The sequence below is a fragment of the Staphylococcus muscae genome (assembly GCF_003019275.1).
Classification (GTDB): domain Bacteria; phylum Bacillota; class Bacilli; order Staphylococcales; family Staphylococcaceae; genus Staphylococcus; species Staphylococcus muscae.
Genome location: NZ_CP027848.1, coordinates 272160 through 291512, shown reverse-complemented (window position 1 = coordinate 291512; position 19353 = coordinate 272160). Strand labels below are relative to the sequence as shown.

15 protein-coding genes are annotated in these 19353 nt (G+C 38.4%); 1 reads left to right on the top strand and 14 read right to left on the bottom strand.

Features of this window, described 5'->3' with window-relative positions:
- Positions 1 to 135: 135 nt before the first annotated feature.
- The 11 genes from C7J88_RS01370 to C7J88_RS01320 form a co-directional block, all read right to left on the bottom strand.
- On the bottom strand, positions 136 to 669 hold the full coding sequence (locus C7J88_RS01370; RefSeq protein ID WP_095116464.1) for a glycerol-3-phosphate responsive antiterminator: 534 nt from the start codon (positions 667 to 669) through the stop codon (positions 136 to 138).
- Positions 670 to 694: 25 nt separating this feature from the next.
- Positions 695 to 2671 carry a DNA mismatch repair endonuclease MutL gene (gene mutL / locus C7J88_RS01365; RefSeq protein ID WP_095116462.1) on the bottom strand — a complete coding sequence of 659 codons (1977 nt, stop codon included), beginning with the start codon at positions 2669 to 2671 and terminating at the stop codon, positions 695 to 697.
- A gap of 11 nt (positions 2672 to 2682) precedes the next feature.
- Positions 2683 to 5277, bottom strand: a complete 2595-nt coding sequence (gene mutS / locus C7J88_RS01360; protein ID WP_095116460.1) for a DNA mismatch repair protein MutS — start codon at positions 5275 to 5277, stop codon at positions 2683 to 2685.
- A gap of 89 nt (positions 5278 to 5366) precedes the next feature.
- Positions 5367 to 5879, bottom strand: a complete 513-nt coding sequence (gene thiW, locus C7J88_RS01355) for an energy coupling factor transporter S component ThiW (RefSeq protein WP_095116458.1) — start codon at positions 5877 to 5879, stop codon at positions 5367 to 5369.
- Positions 5880 to 5914: 35 nt separating this feature from the next.
- Entirely contained in the window at positions 5915 to 6286 is a 372-nt protein-coding gene (locus C7J88_RS01350) for a YlbF family regulator (protein WP_095116456.1), read from the bottom strand.
- Entirely contained in the window at positions 6286 to 7830 is a 1545-nt protein-coding gene (gene miaB / locus C7J88_RS01345; RefSeq protein ID WP_095116454.1) for a tRNA (N6-isopentenyl adenosine(37)-C2)-methylthiotransferase MiaB, read from the bottom strand. The genes C7J88_RS01350 and miaB overlap by 1 nt, the downstream gene beginning before the upstream one ends.
- Positions 7831 to 7975: 145 nt before the next feature.
- Positions 7976 to 8842, bottom strand: a complete 867-nt coding sequence (locus C7J88_RS01340; RefSeq protein WP_095116452.1) for a 2-oxoacid:ferredoxin oxidoreductase subunit beta — start codon at positions 8840 to 8842, stop codon at positions 7976 to 7978.
- Positions 8843 to 10603 carry a 2-oxoacid:acceptor oxidoreductase subunit alpha gene (locus tag C7J88_RS01335; RefSeq protein ID WP_095116450.1) on the bottom strand — a complete coding sequence of 587 codons (1761 nt, stop codon included), beginning with the start codon at positions 10601 to 10603 and terminating at the stop codon, positions 8843 to 8845.
- 121 nt (positions 10604 to 10724) lie between these two features.
- Positions 10725 to 11519 carry a TIGR00282 family metallophosphoesterase gene (locus C7J88_RS01330; RefSeq protein ID WP_095116448.1) on the bottom strand — a complete coding sequence of 265 codons (795 nt, stop codon included), beginning with the start codon at positions 11517 to 11519 and terminating at the stop codon, positions 10725 to 10727.
- A 135-nt stretch (positions 11520 to 11654) separates the two neighbouring features.
- Positions 11655 to 13805 (bottom strand): heavy metal translocating P-type ATPase, encoded by a 2151-nt coding sequence (locus C7J88_RS01325; RefSeq protein WP_095116446.1) that lies wholly within the window; start codon positions 13803 to 13805, stop codon positions 11655 to 11657.
- A complete protein-coding gene (locus tag C7J88_RS01320; protein WP_095116444.1) occupies positions 13792 to 14169 on the bottom strand; it encodes an ArsR/SmtB family transcription factor in 378 nt (125 codons plus the stop codon). Before C7J88_RS01320 ends, C7J88_RS01325 begins: the two co-directional genes overlap by 14 nt.
- Before the next feature lie 146 nt (positions 14170 to 14315).
- On the opposite strand from C7J88_RS01320, the gene pcp reads away from it, so the two are divergent.
- A complete protein-coding gene (pcp, locus tag C7J88_RS01315) occupies positions 14316 to 14957 on the top strand; it encodes a pyroglutamyl-peptidase I (protein ID WP_095116442.1) in 642 nt (213 codons plus the stop codon).
- A gap of 42 nt (positions 14958 to 14999) precedes the next feature.
- On the opposite strand, the gene rny is transcribed toward pcp, so the two are convergent.
- The 3 genes from rny to C7J88_RS01300 all read right to left on the bottom strand — a co-directional run bounded on the left by rny (position 15000) and on the right by C7J88_RS01300 (position 19254).
- Positions 15000 to 16559: a ribonuclease Y gene (gene rny, locus C7J88_RS01310; protein WP_095116440.1), complete on the bottom strand. Its 1560-nt coding sequence runs from the start codon at positions 16557 to 16559 to the stop codon at positions 15000 to 15002.
- A 280-nt stretch (positions 16560 to 16839) separates the two neighbouring features.
- Complete coding sequence (gene recA, locus C7J88_RS01305; protein ID WP_095116438.1) at positions 16840 to 17895, bottom strand: recombinase RecA; 1056 nt, start codon at positions 17893 to 17895, stop codon at positions 16840 to 16842.
- Positions 17896 to 18102: 207 nt separating this feature from the next.
- The gene (locus tag C7J88_RS01300) at positions 18103 to 19254 is read right to left on the bottom strand and encodes a CinA family nicotinamide mononucleotide deamidase-related protein (protein ID WP_095116436.1); all 1152 of its coding nucleotides are present in this window, start codon (positions 19252 to 19254) and stop codon (positions 18103 to 18105) included.
- Positions 19255 to 19353: the final 99 nt, after the last annotated feature.

The following is a 19353-nucleotide window of genomic DNA, read 5'->3' as shown; positions in this document are numbered from 1 at the left end:
AAATCTCTTAGTCTCTATTCTAATATTAACTTGTTATTTACAATACATGCATATGAAAACGCTGTCAAATTATATTTTTCATATTTTGTCAGCAATTTTAATTATTGCTTTTACATGTTAAATACCAAAGTTAAGTTACCATAAATTTCGGTCACTTGTTGTTACATGCGTTGCGCCATGCTTCACTGCACGCATCACTTCATCTTCTGTGTTAATCAAGCCACCCGCTATCACTTGCGCACCAGTTTCTTGTTGAATCTGTTGAATCACTTTATCCGCTATTCCCGGCAATACTTCAACATAATCAGGTTCCAAGCGTTGTATCAATTCGATACTACGTTCTAATGCATGACTATCTATAATAAATACACGGAAGATTGTTACAACACCAAGTGCCTTCGCTTTTTTGATCACTTTCATCTTCGTTGAGACAATGCCTTTAGGACGATACGTTTGAATGATATACTCACATGCGAATTCGTCATGACTCATCCCTTTAATCAAGTCAATATGAACATATGGTTGTAATAGGTGTTGTTGCATAAATTGCATCACGCCTTGTAGATGACCGATATGTGTATCCAATAAGACACACGTTTGATAGTCTGTTTTTACTAATTTTTCAAGGTCTTTCATAGATCGGATTGCTGGTAAGATATGTGGTTTCACTCGATCAAATTCCTTTCAAATCATTTTATTGAACACGCTTAAATAAACGTTCTAATTCATAGTTTGTAAAGTTAATAATGATGGGACGTCCATGCGGGCACGTAAACGGATCTTCCATCTCTCTTAATTGATTGATCAACGAGATCATATCTTCTTTCGTTAAATAATGATTTGCTTTAATCGACTTTTTACAACTCATCATAATTGCTGCTTCTTCACGGAACTTGGCGATATTCATCGTTTTATGCGACAAAACATATTCGATGAGATCTTTAATAATCTCTTCCACTTCTTGTGGTGGGAACCAGACTGGATAACTATTGATGATATAATCATGTCCACCGAATGGTTCTAAGAAAATACCGACCTTTTCTAACTCATCCCGAAATTGTTCAATTGTCAATTGTTCATCTTTTGAAAAGTTAAATGTCATCGGAATGAGTAAACTTTGATTTTCATTCGTCACTTCACCAATCTTATCTCGGAAGTACTCATACTTTATACGTTCTTGTGCCGCATGTTGGTCGATCAAATACATCCCCGTGTCATTCTGTGCAACAATGTATGTTCCGTGCACTTGTCCAACGACTTCCATATAAGGAACACGTGGTGTTGATTCTTGTGCATTTTGAACATGGATGTCATTCTTTTGTTCTTCTAGTACATTATGTGTCTCCACTAACGTATCAGGCTGTTCAACATGATATGTGTCTTCACTATTTTGTTGTTGCTCATCAGTCGATGCATTGTACATGTTTGCAACTTCTTCAACTGGCGATGTTTGAGACGAAACATCTGCGCTATCACTCGTTTCATCTGCTACACCTTGTACAGAACGCGTATCTGTTGTATCAATGGCTGAAGCAGCTCGTATATCGTCATGATTGTATATTTTATCAGTGACTGGCGAATTTTGAGTCATTTGCTGACGTTGTTCAAAAGCTATTTTTTGTTGTTCAAACTTTTCAAGTACTTTTTTTGGTTTGTTTTTATCAAAATCATTTTTAGGAATCAACACTTTATCTTGAAAGGCTGCTTGTATTTTTTCCACGATTAAAGCATACAACTGGTCTTCTTTCGATAATCGTACTTCCAGTTTTGTTGGGTGGACATTGACATCGACTAATATCGGATCCATTTTAATATTTAAATACACAATCGGATAACGACCAATCGTTAATAACGTATGGTATCCTTCCACCACTGCTTTATTTAAGACAAAGTTTTTAATATAACGTCCGTTAATAAACAGAGAAATGTAATGACGATTGCTACGGGAATGTTCTGGTTTGGCGATAAACCCTTCAATTTCGTAATCGCTCGTTTCACCCGTAATGTATAACAAGTCTCGTGCGACTTTCATCCCATAAATCTCAGCCATTACTTCATTCGTACGGCCTGAACCGTTTGTTTGAAGTATTTTTTTGCCGTCACTTGTTAATGACATACGAATATCCGGATGACTCATCGCCATACGATTCATAATATCTGTAATCTTACCAAGTTCTGTATACAAACTTTTGATATATTTGAGCCTTGCCGGCGTATTATAAAATAAATCACTGACTAAAATATCCGTTCCTTGACGTGCTTTTGCTGGCTTCTGAGACAGAATGGCACCTTCTTCTGCATACACTTCGTAACCATCAATGCCATCCGTTGATGTTTGTAATGTGACTTTTGCCACTGACGAAATACTTGCCAACGCTTCTCCACGAAAACCGAGTGTGCGAATATGGAATAAGTCGTCATCTTCATATAATTTACTTGTAGCATGTCGATGAAATACAAGTGGCAAATCTTCTTGACCTATCCCTGACCCATTATCCACAACACGGATAGCTGTCACACCTGCTTCTTGTACTTCTATATTAATTTCAGTAGCCCCTGCATCGATACTATTCTCAAGTAATTCCTTCACAACGGAGCTCGGACGTTCAACCACCTCACCTGCTGCAATTTTATTGGCAAGTGACGTTTGTAACGCTTTAATTTTTCCCATACTGTCACCTTCTAAATTAATCGATTTTGTAATTCTCGCAGTTTATCAAATGCATCTAATGGGGTCATTCGAGACATGTTTAATTGTTTAATTTCTTGTTCAACTTCACTTTGTTCAGCCGGGTTGAACAAATCAAATGTTGGTTGTTCAAATTTTGTTTCTGATGAAGTTTGAGACATCGTTGTATCCGACACAATTTCATTCAAATCTTCACTTGTATTAGAAGTAGCAATCGTAGTTGGTTTTTCATTGGATTCAAACGCTTCAAGAATAACTTTTGCACGTGCAATCACAGGTTCAGGTAAGTCTGCTAACTGTGCCACTTGGATTCCGTAACTGTTCGCAACTGCACCTTCTTTCACCTTATGCAAAAAGATGAGTTCGCCTTTGTATTCGTTCGCCGCAACGTGCACATTTTGTAGGCACGGTAATGATTCTTCTAGCGTAGTCAATTCATGATAGTGTGTCGAGAATAATGTTTTTGCCTGTGATGTTTGTGCGACATATTCAATCATCGCTTGTGCGAGTGACAAACCATCATAAGTAGATGTGCCACGTCCAATCTCATCAAAAATAATCAAACTGTCTTTCGTCGCATAACGCAAAGCTTTTTGCGCTTCCAACATCTCAACCATAAAGGTACTCTTACCAGACACTAGATCGTCTGCTGCGCCAATTCGTGTGAAAATCTGATCGAAAATTGGCAATTGCGCCGACTTACAAGGAACAAACGCTCCCATCTGTGCCATAATACTAATAATCGCTACTTGTCTCATATACGTGGACTTACCTGACATATTGGGTCCAGTAATCAGATAAATATATGTGTCATCATCTAAATGGCAGTCATTCGGTACATAGTCATTGTAATCCATCACACGTTCTACCACTGGGTGACGAGAATCCACTAAAGATAATGTACGATCATCACTAAAAGTTGGGCGGACATAGTTATATTGTTGCGCAATCTCTGCAAAGCTTTGTAAACAATCTAATTCCGAAATGATCTTCGCTTGTTGTTGCAAACGCTCAGTAAATTGTTTCACATATTGGCGGAGTTCAGTAAACAGGCGATACTCTAACTCGATTGCTTTGTCTTGCGCACCAAGAATCATACTTTCTTTCTCTTTTAATTCATCTGTAATAAAACGTTCTGCATTAGAAAGTGTTTGTTTACGTTCATATCCATATGCCTCTGGATCAAATTGCGTAAGATTTGCACGAGTGATTTCGATATAGTAACCGAACACTTTGTTGAAACTAATCTTCAATGACTTGATGCCTGTACGCTCACGTTCACGTGCTTGCAGTTCTGCGAGCCATTGTTTTCCATTTCGAGAAGCATCTAAATAACTATCTAATTCTTCATTGTAACCTGTCTTGAAAAGCCCACCTTCTTTTACTGATAATGGTGGTTCATCAACTAAACTTTTTTCTAACACAGCTAATAAGTCTTCCAACGGTTCTAACGCATTAAAATGTGCGATTGCTTCATGATCAATCGTCTGTAATAAGTCTTTAATTGCTGGTATTTGAGCGATAGAATGTTTCAATTGAACAAGGTCTTTCGCATTGACATTTCCGAAGCTAACACGCCCGACTAAGCGCTCAATGTCATACACTTCTGTTAAATAATCTCTTAGCGTTGAACGTTCAATGAAATAATTTAAAAATTGGGTCACTGCTTCATGACGTTTTTCAATTTCTGATTGCTGAATCAACGGGCGATCAATCCACTGTTTCAGACGTCTTGCACCCATCGGCGTTTTTGTTTTATCCATCAACCACAACAATGTTCCCTTTTTCGACTTGAGACGAATACTCTCCGTCAACTCAAGGTTACGTTTCGCGTAAAAATCCATTTTCATGTAGTCTAGTGCACGATAAACAGCTGCCGGTTCAATATGAGACATATCACGTTTTTGCGTATCATAGACATAATCCAATAATATTTGAACAGCCTTATACATCAAAGAATGATCCAACTGATTCACCTGATACGTCGTGTCCGATACTGATTCACATACCGTGATTGTCTCTGTAATCATGCTGAATTGGCGTTTCAATTGGTCTGGAAGCGGTTGTGTCACAACAATTTCATTCGGCTTGATAGTTGTCACTTCATTGATCAATGTACTCTCATCTTCAAAATGTGTCACTTTGAGTTCGCCAGTTGAGATATCACAATAACTCAATGCATAATCGCCTTCATGCACAAAACTTAATATATAGTTATTCTGTGTTTCATCTACGCCACCTTGTTCCATCACTGTACCCGGCGTTACGATTCGAACAACTTCTCGTTTTACCATCCCTTTCACTTGTCTCGGGTCTTCCATTTGTTCACAAATTGCAACCTTATAGCCATTTTGAATCAATGTTTCGATATAACCATCTGCAGAATGAAACGGCACTCCTGCCATCGGAATAGGATTTGCCTTTTTCGCATCACGCTTCGTTAATGTTATCTCGAGAACACGTGCTGCTGTTACAGCATCTTCATAAAACAATTCATAAAAATCACCTAATCTAAAAAACAGTAATGCATCTTGATGTTGTGCTTTGATTGAGAGATACTGTTTCATCATCGGTGTAACATTTGTCATTTATATCACAATCCTTTAACTCTCTATTTAACTTCTAATATGTATAAAGGCTAGACGATACGCAACATTCGATTCGTCTAGCCTATTCGTCATTTTAACTTGTGTTTCGTATATTTTTCCATCTTCGTTAATAGACCACGTCGTTTCAACACGATAAGTAAGGCGTAGCTAACCGCTGCACCGATCATGCTAGAAACGATAAATGCCGCCATCAATGGCTTAATAAGGAAGCCATCCATGTGTAAAATCCATGCTAGCGGAATACAAATGAGACTTCCGATAATACCCGTCCCGATCACTTCTCCAATTGCCGCAACGAACAAGTGGCGGTTCACATAATAGAACAAGCTTGCCAGTAGCACACCAATCATGCTACCTGGAAAAGCAAAAGCTGTACCTGTTCCAAACATCACACGAATACATGATGACAAGAATGCTTGGGCTAACCCATACCATGGTCCTAACAATACAGCGCTCAACACATTGACAAAGTGTTGTACAGGTGCCGCTTTGATAGGTCCGACAGGTATGACTATCATTGTACTTAATACGACATTGAGCGCGATTAATAACGCAGTTAACGTCAACTTTTTATGGTTCATCGTGTATCCCCTTTTCATGAATTTTACAGACAGCGCTATACATCATCTTGTTGCGAATCAAGTTGATTGATATCAATCCCGTCTGCTAAGGTCTCAACAATAAATTGAATCGTATCATTCGCTTCTCGTTGCGCTTGGCGAAATTCTGAGACGATTGGCATATCATCAATTTCTGTTTGAATGGCTTGAATCGTTGCTTCAGATCGTTGATACGCAATAGGTTTATCATAGTTTTGTAAGTTTACAGATTGCTTTTGTTGCTGTTTCAATATTTTCATTTGTTCAGCAATATGCTCATTTTGATGAATTTGTGCTTCTACTTGCTTGTAGTATTGGATTGTTTCCAAACCTTGAATCGACTGTTGCAATTCACGTGCTTTTCGCAACACATCTTCTTTATTGGTCATTATTGATTCACCAAAGAAGCATCGCTCACACCAACAAATTCACCATTTAATGAGTATTGCTTTGCTTCCACAATCTTCACATCAACAATTTTACCGATCATTGATTGCGGTGCATGGAAGTTCACAAGTTTGTTACGCTCTGTATATCCTGCTAATACTTGATCATCTTTTTTACTTGCACCTTCACACAATACTTTGACCGTTTTTCCTTCATAAGCTTTCAATGCTTCAGATGAGTATTTGCCAACGAGTTGATTCAAACGTTGTAAGCGTGCTTTTTTAACATCTGTCGGTACGTTATCTTTCATTTTTGCTGCTGGTGTACCGTCACGTTGTGAATAGAGATACGTATATGCATGTTCAAAGCCAACTTCTTCATATAGAGTAAGCGTTTCTTCAAACTGTTCTTCCGTTTCATTTGGATATCCAACAATTATATCTGTCGTCAATGCAACATTTGGAATCGCTGCTTTAATACGACTCACAAGATCTAAATATGCTTCTCTCGTGTACTTACGCCCCATAATTTTAAGTACTTGGTTATTCCCAGATTGAACTGGCAAATGAATATGTGGCACAATATTTCCACCTTGTGCTATCACTTCTATCATACGATCTGTGAAGTCCCAAGGGTGGCTGGTCGTAAAGCGTACACGTGGAATATCAATTTTTGCGATGTCTTCTAACAAATCACCGAGACCATATTCTATGTCATCTAAGTCTTTTCCGTATGAATTGACGTTTTGACCGAGTAAAGTAATCTCTTGATAACCTTGGCGTGCAAGATCTCGCACTTCGTCGATAATATCTTGTGGGCGACGACTACGTTCTTTACCACGTGTAAATGGTACAATACAGTACGTACAGAACTTGTCACAACCGTACATGATATTCACCCAAGCTTTAATACGTCCTTCACGTACTTTTGGTAAGTTCTCAATAACATCGCCTTCTTTAGACCAAACTTCGACTACCATCGCCTTAGAAAGATATGCTTCTTCTAAAATTTGTGGTAAACGATGAATATTATGTGTTCCAAAAATCATATCGACATTTTGGTATGATTTTAAGATTTTATTGACAACGGATTCTTCTTGTGACATACAACCACATACGCCGATTAAACAATCCGGGCGCTCTTGTTTAATATGCTTTAAGTTCCCAATCTCACCGAATACTTTGTTTTCGGCGTTTTCACGAATTGCACACGTATTCAGTAAGATAACATCCGCTACATTGACATCTTCCGTCGGCGTATAGCCAAGCGCTGACAAAACACCTGCCATGACTTCTGTATCATGTGCATTCATTTGGCAACCGTACGTTTTAATTAAAAATGTGCGCCCTTTCCCCATACCACGATATTTTTCATCGATTTGGAAATCACGATTATAAACTGTTTCTTCTTTGCCACGCTTTTTCGCCTCTTTCAAACTTGGCGGTTGGTATACGTGATCAAAATATTTACTGTAATCTTTTTCTTCTTTATCTTTACGATTCGCTAGAACATCTAACGTCCCAGCTTTTCTTTGTTCTTCATTCACATGCAAAACCCTTTCTGCCCTTATATCATCTCTTCATTATATTAAAAAAAATGTCAAAGTGCAATTTGTCATCGGTTATAATCTCACTCCAAATATATGAAAAGCTGAAACCCTGCGTTAGGACTTCAGCTTTTGTTTCTTGAATTTATACAAATTGTTTTGTTAATGATTCAAATTGTTCAGATGTCAATTGAATATCTTTATGCGCTAATGGCGTCTCACCTAAAGATTCAATTTGAGATTCATATGATGGTGTTTCTGTATCTTGATACACAATACCTTTTATGAGTGAGTTGTGCTCAACAACCGTTTGAATCGCTCGTTGTTTATCAGAAGTATCGTAGTCTTCGATATCATTCAAGTCAGTTAAATGTTCCTTGAACCAGTCATACGTATTCACTTTGTTATATGTGACACATGGTGAGAAGACGTTCACGAATGAGAAACCATCGTGGTTAATCGCATCTTCAATCATTTTTGTTAATGCTTTAATGTCACTTGAGAATCCTTGTGCCACGAATGTTGCACCTGATGATAATGCCAATTCTAAAGGCGCAACATTTTGTTCAATGTTCCCTTTTGGCGTAGTTTTTGTAATAAAGCCTGGTGCTGATGAAGGTGATGTTTGACCTTTTGTTAAACCATAAATTTGGTTATCCATAACGATATATGTGATGTTCATGTTACGTCTCAACGCATGAATTGTATGTCCCATACCAATCGCATAACCATCTCCATCTCCACCTGAAGCAATAACAGTTAAATCACGGTTTGCCATTTTTACCCCTTGTGCAAGTGGCAATGCACGCCCATGAATTGAGTGAACACCATATGAATTCACATAACCTGATAGACGTCCAGAACAACCAATCCCTGTAATTAATGCCACTTCATCTGGTTCTAAACCAACATTTGCAGCCGCTTTTTGAATGGCAGCTTGTACTGAGAAGTCACCACATCCTGGGCACCAGTTCGGTTTGACGTTATTTCTAAAATCTTTGAATGTAGCCAATTAGATTCTCTCCTTTTGTGAATTTAAAAGTGATAAACCTTTCGTGTCGATTTCATGCGGTAAGAATGGTGTGCCGTCATATTTTGTTTGGTTTACTAATTTGTCACCTAAATTCACATTCATTTTGATGATGTTTGCAAGTTGTCCTTGATAGTTGTGTTCTACCACGACTACTTTTTTCGCACGATCAACTGCTTCTTGAATGATATCTGTTGGGAACGGGTGTAATTGACGAATTTGCAAATGTTCCACTTTGTGTCCAGCAGCTTCTAAACGTTCTGTACCTTCTTGAATGGCACCTTTTGTTGAGATAAAACCAAGATAAAGTATATCTGATTCTTCATATTTTAAAGAGCCTTCAACTGGTTTTTCAATGCGTAAGTTTGCTGTTTTACGCATACGTTTATCCATTTGGTCTTGACGGTTTTGTGCCGCTTCACTTGGTTTACCTTGTTCATTATGTTCAACACCTGTGACATGGTGAATACCACCTTTGACACCTGGAATTGGTCTTGGAGATACACCTGATTCTGTCACTGCATAGCGTTTGTAGTAATCTTTATCTTCAGGATCACGTTCGATATCTTCTGTAACTGTTGCACCACGGTTGATTTGAACTTTATTGAAGTCTAAATTTTTAACCGTTTGTTTACCAAGTGATAATTGTAAGTCACTTAACAAAATAACTGGGCATTGATACATTTCAGCTAAGTTAAATGCCTCAACTGTTAAGTAAAATGCATCTTCTGCATCAGTTGGTGCTAAGACAATTTTCGGAATATCACCATGTGTTCCGTAAATCATTTGCATTAAGTCTGACTGTTCTTGTTTTGTTGGAAGACCTGTTGATGGACCTCCACGTTGTGTATTCATAATCACAAGTGGTGTTTCTGTCATACCTGATAAACCGATTGCTTCCATCATCAATGATAGACCGGGACCTGCCGATGCTGTGAATGCTCTGACACCACCATAGTTTGCACCAATCGCCATCGTCGCAGCGGCAATCTCATCTTCTGTTTGAATGACTGTGCCTCCTACTTCTGGTAAATGATCAATCATGTATTCCATAATTTCAGATGCTGGCGTAATTGGATAAGCTGCCATAAAGCGTGAGCCACCTGCAATCGCACCTAAACCAATGGCTTCGTTGCCAATCATATATAAATGCGGCACGTTTTCACTTTCAGCTAGGTCAAAGTCTCCTTCAATATTGCCGAGTTCTTCATTCATCAAGCGATGGCCTTCGTGCAATGCTTGAATATTGAGGTCAACAACTTTGTCACCTTTTTTCTCAAACATACCTGTAATAAGTGCTTCAAATGGCTTAATATCTAATGACATTAACGCAGCTGTTGCACCGATTGCTACCATGTTTTTCATCAATGTTGTACCTAATTCTTTCGCTGTTTCTGTAAAAGGCATCACAATTAATTGCGCTTTACAATCTTCTGGCTTTTCTGGTTTTGCTTTTGCATCTGCTAAAATCACACTATCTTTACGCATTTCATGATGGTTCAATTCAATTGTTTCTTGATCGAACGCAATTAATATATCTAAATCGTCACTAATCGCATGTACAGGTGTTGTCGATACACGAATTTTATTATTCGTATGACCGCCCTTGATGCGGCTAGAGAAGTGACGGTATCCGTATAAATAATAGCCTTTGCGGTTCATCGCAGTCGCAAAGATTTCACCCGTAGATTCAATCCCTTCACCTTGCTGACCTCCGACTTTCCACGATACTTGAGATTTCATTCATTTAGCCTCCTAGACGTTTATCTTCTTTGTTTATCATATCAAAAGAACCCACTATATGTGCAGAAAAATAGTGGGTTTTATCAAAATTCATACTAATGGACGATACATCCATCATCGTTTAATACTTCATCGGATGATCGTCATTGATAAGCACACGTTCAATATGTTTTGCTGACCCATCTGAGTTCAGTTCAATAAAGACACCGGATAACACACTGCGACCTTCATCAGGTACGACATGGCGTTGTGGCAAGCTCGTAATAAAACGCTCAATCACTTCATCACGATTAATACCTAAAATACCATCATAATAACCTGTCATACCGACATCTGTAATATACGCTGTGCCTTTCGGTAATATACGCTCATCTGATGTTTGAATATGTGTATGCGTACCTACAACTGCACCTACACGTCCATCTAAATACCAGCCCATCGCATTTTTCTCCGATGTTGTTTCAGCGTGAAAGTCGACGAAAATATAATCTGTTTCTTGACGTGCTTCCGCAATAAGTTGATCTGCTTTTTTGAATGGATCATCAATGTCTTGCATAAATGCACGCCCTTGTAAGTTGATGATTGCCAGCTTTTTATCATTCAATTTTATTGTACGCATACCGATACCTGGCGCTTCATCTGGAAAGTTCGCAGGTCTCACCATGCGTGTTGCATCTTCAATAAATTCGTATATTTGACGTTGACCATATGTATGGTTTCCCATCGTCATAAAATCGACACCTTCACGTAAAAGTTCTTTGTATATTTTTTCAGTAATACCTTTTCCGTGCGCCGCATTTTCTGCGTTGACAATCGTAACAGTGGGACGATAATGTTGCTTCAATTGTGATAAATAATCACTGATTGCTTGTCGGCCAATTTTGCCAACGATATCTCCTATAAACAAAATTCTCATTCGATACGTCCTCTCTTCATTAATACAAAGAATCATCATACTGATTCATCTACAAAGCAATACTTTGAAAATCAATGTGACAATAACCTTGATTAAAATACTCACTTATCTATTTTAACGTCCCACTATCCGATGTCAATGCGATGTTACATCTTTCACATATAAAAGTCGCATCGCATTCAATGTAACGAGAAGTGTTGCACCCATATCAGACATAATTGCAATCCATAATGTTAGCCAACCAGGAATAACTAACAATAACGCTAAGAACTTCAATCCAAGTGCAATACCAACATTCCACTTAATCGTGCGCATCGTGAGACGACTTAAACGCACCGCATAAGGTAATTTCGACATATCATCACTCAACAGTGCAATATCTGCCGTCTCAAGTGCTGTATCTGCACTCGCACCGCCCATTGCAATACCAACATTTGCATATGCCAGTGCAGGCGCATCATTGACACCATCTCCAACCATTCCAACAGGTTGTACTTCGGCTAATTGTTCAATATACTTCAGCTTATCTTCTGGCATTAAGTTGGCATATATATCTGTAATCCCAACTTCATCACCGATAGTTTTCGCTGTAAACGCGTGATCTCCTGTTAACATGACACGTTTTGTGATACCAAGTTTTGATAATTGCGCAATCACCTTTTTGGATTGTGGACGAACTTGATCTTGCAATGCTATCAACAAGCATAATGTATCATCTTGCTTTACTAACACAACAGTTCTTCCTAGCTGTTGTTGCATTTCTATTTGTTTATGAACATCTTGTGTCAGTTCGGATTCAAACAATTGAGGCTGTCCAATCGTCATCTTATGTTGTCTGAATATACCATGGATGCCTTGACCAGTGAGTGTTTGAACTTGCTCAACAGTTTGGTTCATTGTGATACCAGCATCTTCTACATATGCAACAATTGCACGTGCAAGTGGATGTTGCGTCGTTTGTTCCAATGCCGCAACACGTGCCATCACTGACTCAAAGTCAGAACGCTCTGTTAGCGGGACAACATTGACGACATTCGGCGAACCTTGCGTCAACGTCCCCGTTTTATCGAATGCCATTGTTTTAATCTTGCTCAACGTTTCTAAATGGATGCCCCCTTTGATAAGCACACCATTTTTAGCTGCTGTACTAATTCCAGACACGATGGAAACAGGGGTTGAAATAATCAACGCACACGGGCAACCAACAACGAGTACAGAAAGCCCTTGATAGATCCAATCATACCAGTTCATCCCCGTCACAAGTGGCGGTATAATAGCAACGCCTAACGCAATCAACATAATCAATGGGGTATAATAACGTGCAAAACGCTCGATAAACGCTTGCGCAGGCGCTTTATTAATCTGCGCCTCTTCTACTAAAGCAATGACCTTAGCAATAGTCGTCTCGTCAGAAGCTTTTGTCACTTCTATTTCTAAGTGTCCATCTTGATTTAAAGTCCCCGCAAACACTTCATCACCTGTCGTTTTTTCAACAGGGATGGATTCTCCAGTAATCGCTGCTTGATTGATTGTCGCTTGACCTGAACGTACAATACCATCCAACGCAATCTTTTGTCCTGCTTTTACGAATAAAAGATCGCCAACATTCACATCTTCCACAGGTATGTCGATGAGTTGTTCTTGACGTAAGATTGTAGCAGTGTCAGGTGCCATTTTCATTAATGACGCCATTGATTCTCTTGCTTTATCCATTGAAAAGCGTTCTAAAGATTCACTTAATGCAAATAAAATAACAACAACTGCCACTTCTCCCCATTCACCGATTAGCACTCCACCAATTGCTGCTATTGTCATCAGAGTTCGCATATCAAAATCGAAATGCAAGAGGTTACGAAGACCTTCTTTTATGAGCGACCAGCCACTGATCACAACCGCTGTCACGAATAATAAAGGGCTCATTAATGTATCTGCAGGATGTAGCCATTGTGACAAGTAACCGAATAATATGAGTATTGTTGAAAACCATAATGTCTGATTATTTATGAAAAATTGTTTCACCTTTTCAAATAAAGTCAGATTTTTAGGTGTTTCATACTGTTGTGTTTTTTGGTGCGACTGATCATCATAAACCGCAATATTTTCAAATGCACCAGCATTTTCAAGTTCTTCAATCGTCGGCGTCCCTTGTACATAAATTTTTGACGCACCAAAATTCACTGTCGCAGATGTTACGGAAGGGAGTGCTGCCACATTCCGCTCAAACTTCGCCGCACAATTGGCACATGTCATTCCCTCTACACGATATGTTTTGTCATTCGTTGTCATCAGTCATCACTTCTTCCTTATGTGCGATTGAAATCATCATAATTTGTCGAATATGTTCATCATATATACGATAAAACGCCCGTTTGCCTTCCTTACGATAAGTCACAACACCATTTTTATACAATAAACGTAAATGATGTGACGTATTCGCCACTGTTAAATTTAATACTTCAGCTAAATCACAGACGCATAACTCATCATGTACACACAAAAGATACGTTATCTTTGCACGGTTGATATCAGCAATACTTTTAAACATAAGACTTACACTCTCGATGTTCGTTTTCGATAACGTATTCTTCGCTTCTTGGACATGTAGCTCATCTATGATAAATGCATCGCATCCCATTTTATTCTCAGCCATTTGACATTCCACCTTTATTCAAATACTTACTTGAATATAATATATCGAATTGTAATTTTTTATTCAAGTATTCGCTTGAATGTTGATTTTAAGTTTATTTGGTAGAATACATTCATAACACTATTCAGAAGGAGATAGTCTATTAGATGAAAATTCTTGTCACAGCTTTCGATCCGTTCAATCATGAAAAGATCAATCCCGCTTTAGAAGCCGTTCAACGGTTACCAGACATTGTCGGTGAACATACCATTACTAAAATGGGTATCCCAACTGTTTTTCATGAATGTCTCACCGTAATAAAACAGCAACTGAAACTTGAAACATATGATGCCATTTTAGCAATCGGACAAGCTGGTGGTAGATATGAAATATCACCTGAACGTATTGGCATTAATGTGGATGATGCTAGAATTCCTGATAATCAAGGGAATCAACCTATCGATCAAGTGATTCAAGAGAATGGTGCACCTGCTTATTTTTCAAATATGCCAGTCAAGCGTCTCACACAGGCGATGAAAGACGCAGGTATTCCTGCTTCACTGTCAAACTCTGCTGGTACTTTTGTATGTAATCATCTGTTGTATCAGCTTGGTTATTTACACGCCACATCCTATCCAAATATCCAGTTCGGTTTTATACACGTCCCATTTATCCCTGAACAAGTAATAAATAAGCCGGATACACCTTCTATGTCATTAGATACAATTGTAAAAGGATTAACAGTAGCAATTGCTGCCATATCAACTAATTCTCATGACGATTCGATCGCATTAGGCCAAACGCATTAAAGCCCAAAATAAAACAACCCTACGCTATGTAGGGTTGCTTCTTTATTTTGCATATTCGACCGCTCTCGTCTCACGAACAACTGTCACTTTGATATGACCTGGATATTGAAGTTCTCCCTCAATTTGGTCTTTAATATCTCTTGCTAAGCGATGTGATTGTAAATCATCAATTTCTTCTGGAGATACGATTACGCGTATTTCACGACCAGCTTGAATAGCAAATGCCTTCTCAACGCCATCGTAATTCTCTGAAATTGCTTCTAAACGTTCTAATCGCTTGATATAGTTTTCTAATGTCTCTTTTCTAGCACCTGGACGTGCGGCTGACAATGCATCAGCTGCCGCTACTAGTATTGAAATAATCGAAGTTGGCTCTACATCACCATGATGTGAATGAATCGCATTAATAACGGTTGAAGATTCGCCATATTTCTTCGCAAGTTCTACACCAATTTCAACATGACTACCTTCGACTTCATGATCAATAGCTTTACCAATATCATGTAAAAGCCCTGCACGTTTTGCAATTGTCACATCTTCATTCAACTCTGCTGCTAACATACCTGAAAGGTGTGCAACCTCAATGGAATGTTTCAAGACGTTTTGACCATAACTTGTACGATAGTGCATGCGACCTAATATTTTAACAAGATCTGGATGCATATTATGTACATTCAGTTCGAAAGTCGCTTGTTCACCCGCTTCACGAATAATTTCATCGACTTCACGACGTGCTTTATCAACCATGTCTTCAATACGTCCTGGATGAATGCGACCATCTGATACTAAGTTAATCAATGCTGTTTTAGCAATTTCACGACGTATCGGATCGAAACCTGATAAGATAACTGCTTCAGGTGTATCATCGATGATTAAATCGATACCTGTTAACGTCTCAAGTGTGCGAATATTACGTCCTTCACGTCCAATGATACGTCCTTTCATCTCATCATTTGGCAAGTTGACAACGGAAACTGTTGACTCTGATGTGTGTTCAGCTGCAAATCTTTGCACCGTTGTCGCTAGCAATTCTTTCGCAGTTTGGTTCACTTTTTCTTTTGCTTCACGTTCTTTTTCTTTAACAAGCACTGCAATATCTTGTGACAATTCATTTTCAACACGTTGTAATTGCTCATTACGTGCTTCTTCTTGTGTGAGACCGGAGATGCGTTCTAATTCTTGTTCGTGTTTCATTATTATTGATTGAACACTACTCTCTTTTGCATCTACTTGTTGTTGTCTTTCTTCAAGTTTAGATTCTTTTTGCTCTAAAATCTCATCCTTCTTATCGAGTAAATCAGATTTTCGCTCCAAGTTTTCCTCTTTTTGAAGAAGTCGGGATTCTTGTCGTTGAAGTTCACCACGACGTTCTCTAAGTTCGCTTTCAACTTGCTCACGAATTTTTTGATTCTCTTCTTTCGCTTCAAGCAACTTCTCTTTTTTGAGATTTTCAGCGTCTTTTTTCCCCTGTTGAACAATATCTTCAGCAGTATTTTTCGCTTGTATCTGCTTCTGATATATTAAATTTTGAGCGATAAAATACCCCGCAACAACTCCTAGAATAATACCCAGCAAAATGAGTAAGAGGGTTAATAAATTCACACAAACACCTCCTTTTTCTAGGATTTGATTCTGTATATAAACACTTCTATATGATTATATGAATATCACTAAAAATCATACATACATAATTGTACGTTTTAAAATCGGAAAAATCAAGACTTGAGTCCGTATAACCTATGCAATTATTCAGTTATTAGATAGGTGATATTATCAATTATTCAATTTTCATTAAAAATGAGTAAGGCCCGATATTTTGTTTAATTAAGACAGTAAAAGATGGAGTAGCCAAAGCCACTCCATCTTTTAGTTCTATATCATATTATGCATCAAACAATGTATCTGCATCTTCTGAATGTTCTTCAGCTTCAGCTTCAGCATCAACATCACCAGCAATGCCAAGTTTTTCACGCAATTTTTGATTGATTTCTGCTTCTAATTGTGGGTTCTCTTTCAAGAAAAGTTTAACATTTTCTTTACCTTGACCCATGCGTTCACCATTGTAAGAATACCATGCACCTGACTTATCAACGATATCATGTGCGACACCTAAGTCGATTAATTCACCTTGTCGAGAGATACCTTGACCGTACATAATATCAACTTCTGCCACTTTGAACGGTGGTGCTACTTTGTTTTTTACAACTTTTATCTTTGTTCGGTTACCAACAATATCTTGACCTTGTTTCAACTGCTCAGCACGTCTTACTTCTAAACGAACAGAGCTATAAAACTTTAATGCACGACCGCCCGGTGTTGTTTCAGGGTTGCCGAACATAACGCCAACTTTTTCACGAATTTGGTTGATAAAGATAGCAGTCGTTTTTGACTTTGAAATCGCAGCTGAAAGTTTGCGCAATGCTTGTGACATCAAACGTGCTTGTAAACCAACATGCGTGTCACCCATTTCCCCTTCAATCTCTGCCTTTGGTGTTAATGCTGCAACGGAGTCAACGACCACGATATCCACAGCACCACTGCGAACAAATGCTTCAGCAATCTCTAGGCCTTGCTCCCCATGATCCGGTTGAGAAAGATATAGATTATTAATATCTACGCCTAGTGCTTCTGCATACACTGGGTCTAGCGCATGTTCAGCATCAATAAATGCAGCTACACCACCATTTTTTTGCACTTCTGCAATCGCATGTAGTGCAACAGTTGTTTTACCAGAACTCTCAGGTCCGTATACTTCGATAATACGTCCTTTCGGGTAACCACCTACCCCTAATGCGTTATCTAATGTCACAGATCCTGTTGAGATTGTTGAAACATTGCGGTCTTTGTTATCACCAAGCTTCATTACCGCACCTTTACCGAATGATTTCTCCATATTTTTGATTACTGTATCTAATGCTTTCTGACGTTCATTATCCAATGATTGTACCTCCTAGAATGAGTTGATTTATACGCATGCGTTATCTTCATATGTGTTTTATCTTTTTAGTAGATTGTTTGTGCTTTTTCGATTTATATATACTATACAAGCTTCAACATAAAATTACAAGTGGTTTAGCGAATATTTGTTCGCTTTTTTACAGTTTTATAACACCTATACGAACAAACGTACTTTCTATTTTTTTACTTACTTCTGTTTCTCTAACCATCGCAACCATTCAATCAGTACATAATTTTGACTGCGATCACGTATCAAGTTACGATATGTAGCCATTTTAAAACTTTTCATTTCAAACGACTGCCCATCTAAAAATCCTATATAGACTGTTTCGTCTTCTGAAAATAGACTCACCGCTTGTGTCGTGTCAAATAACGATTGGACGAACAGTGCGCTTGTGCGTACCTTGTCTTCATTAGATGCATTCATATCTATATACGTCGGATGATGTAACATATAACCTTGTATACAATTCTGCTGATCCGCTTGTTTTAATCGTACATTCAAATAACCATCTGTCACTGCATCGTACACGGCTACTGTTTCATGTTGCGCGTTCATTACTGCTTCTTCGGGTTTAATATCATCTGAACCATAATAATATGCGCCAATTCTAGACAGAATTTCTGTTTTAATAGGTGCAATAAGCTGTTGACAAATTTCTTTATTTTCACCGCTTGCTGTTAAGCGAATCGTCACTTCATGTTTCCCAGCTAAAGGCGCAATGGTAGGATTTGTTTGTGCATCGATTAAGTCCAATAGTTCTGTTTCAGCTTGTGATTCACCAATTCCACAAAAACGGAGCACTTCTGAGAATATTGTTTGATCCGATTGGGTGAAGAATGGCATCATTTCATTGTCTACCATCGGCTTCATCTCACTTGGTGGTCCGGGTAACATAACAATATGTGTATTGTCATAAACAATATACATGCCTGGTGCCATACCAACACGATTCACCAACACATCTGATCCTTCAATGACGAGTGCTTGTTGTTTATTGTTCGGTGTCATTACTTTATCTTGTGAAGCAAAATAAGATTCGATAAATGCCAAGGCTTCTTTATCCATGACTAATTGTTTATTCATTACTTCTGCCACAGTTTGTTTCGTTAAGTCATCTTTTGTCGGTCCGAGACCACCAGTGTAAATCACTGCATCATATTGTGCAATTGCACGTTCTGTAACACGTCTTAACCGATCTGGATTATCCCCTACTACGATATGTTCTAATACGTGATGACCCGCTTCGTTTAATACACGTGATATATACTGTGCGTTCGTGTTTGCAATCTGACCGAGTAACAGCTCAGATCCAACACCAATAATACAAACCTTCATTCCCATTTCCTCCTTGTTCAAATACAAATCCCTCTCTATGATAAAGTTGTGCTCTGAGAGTCTGACAATCAGTTCCCAATAACTTGGCTTGTTTATTAT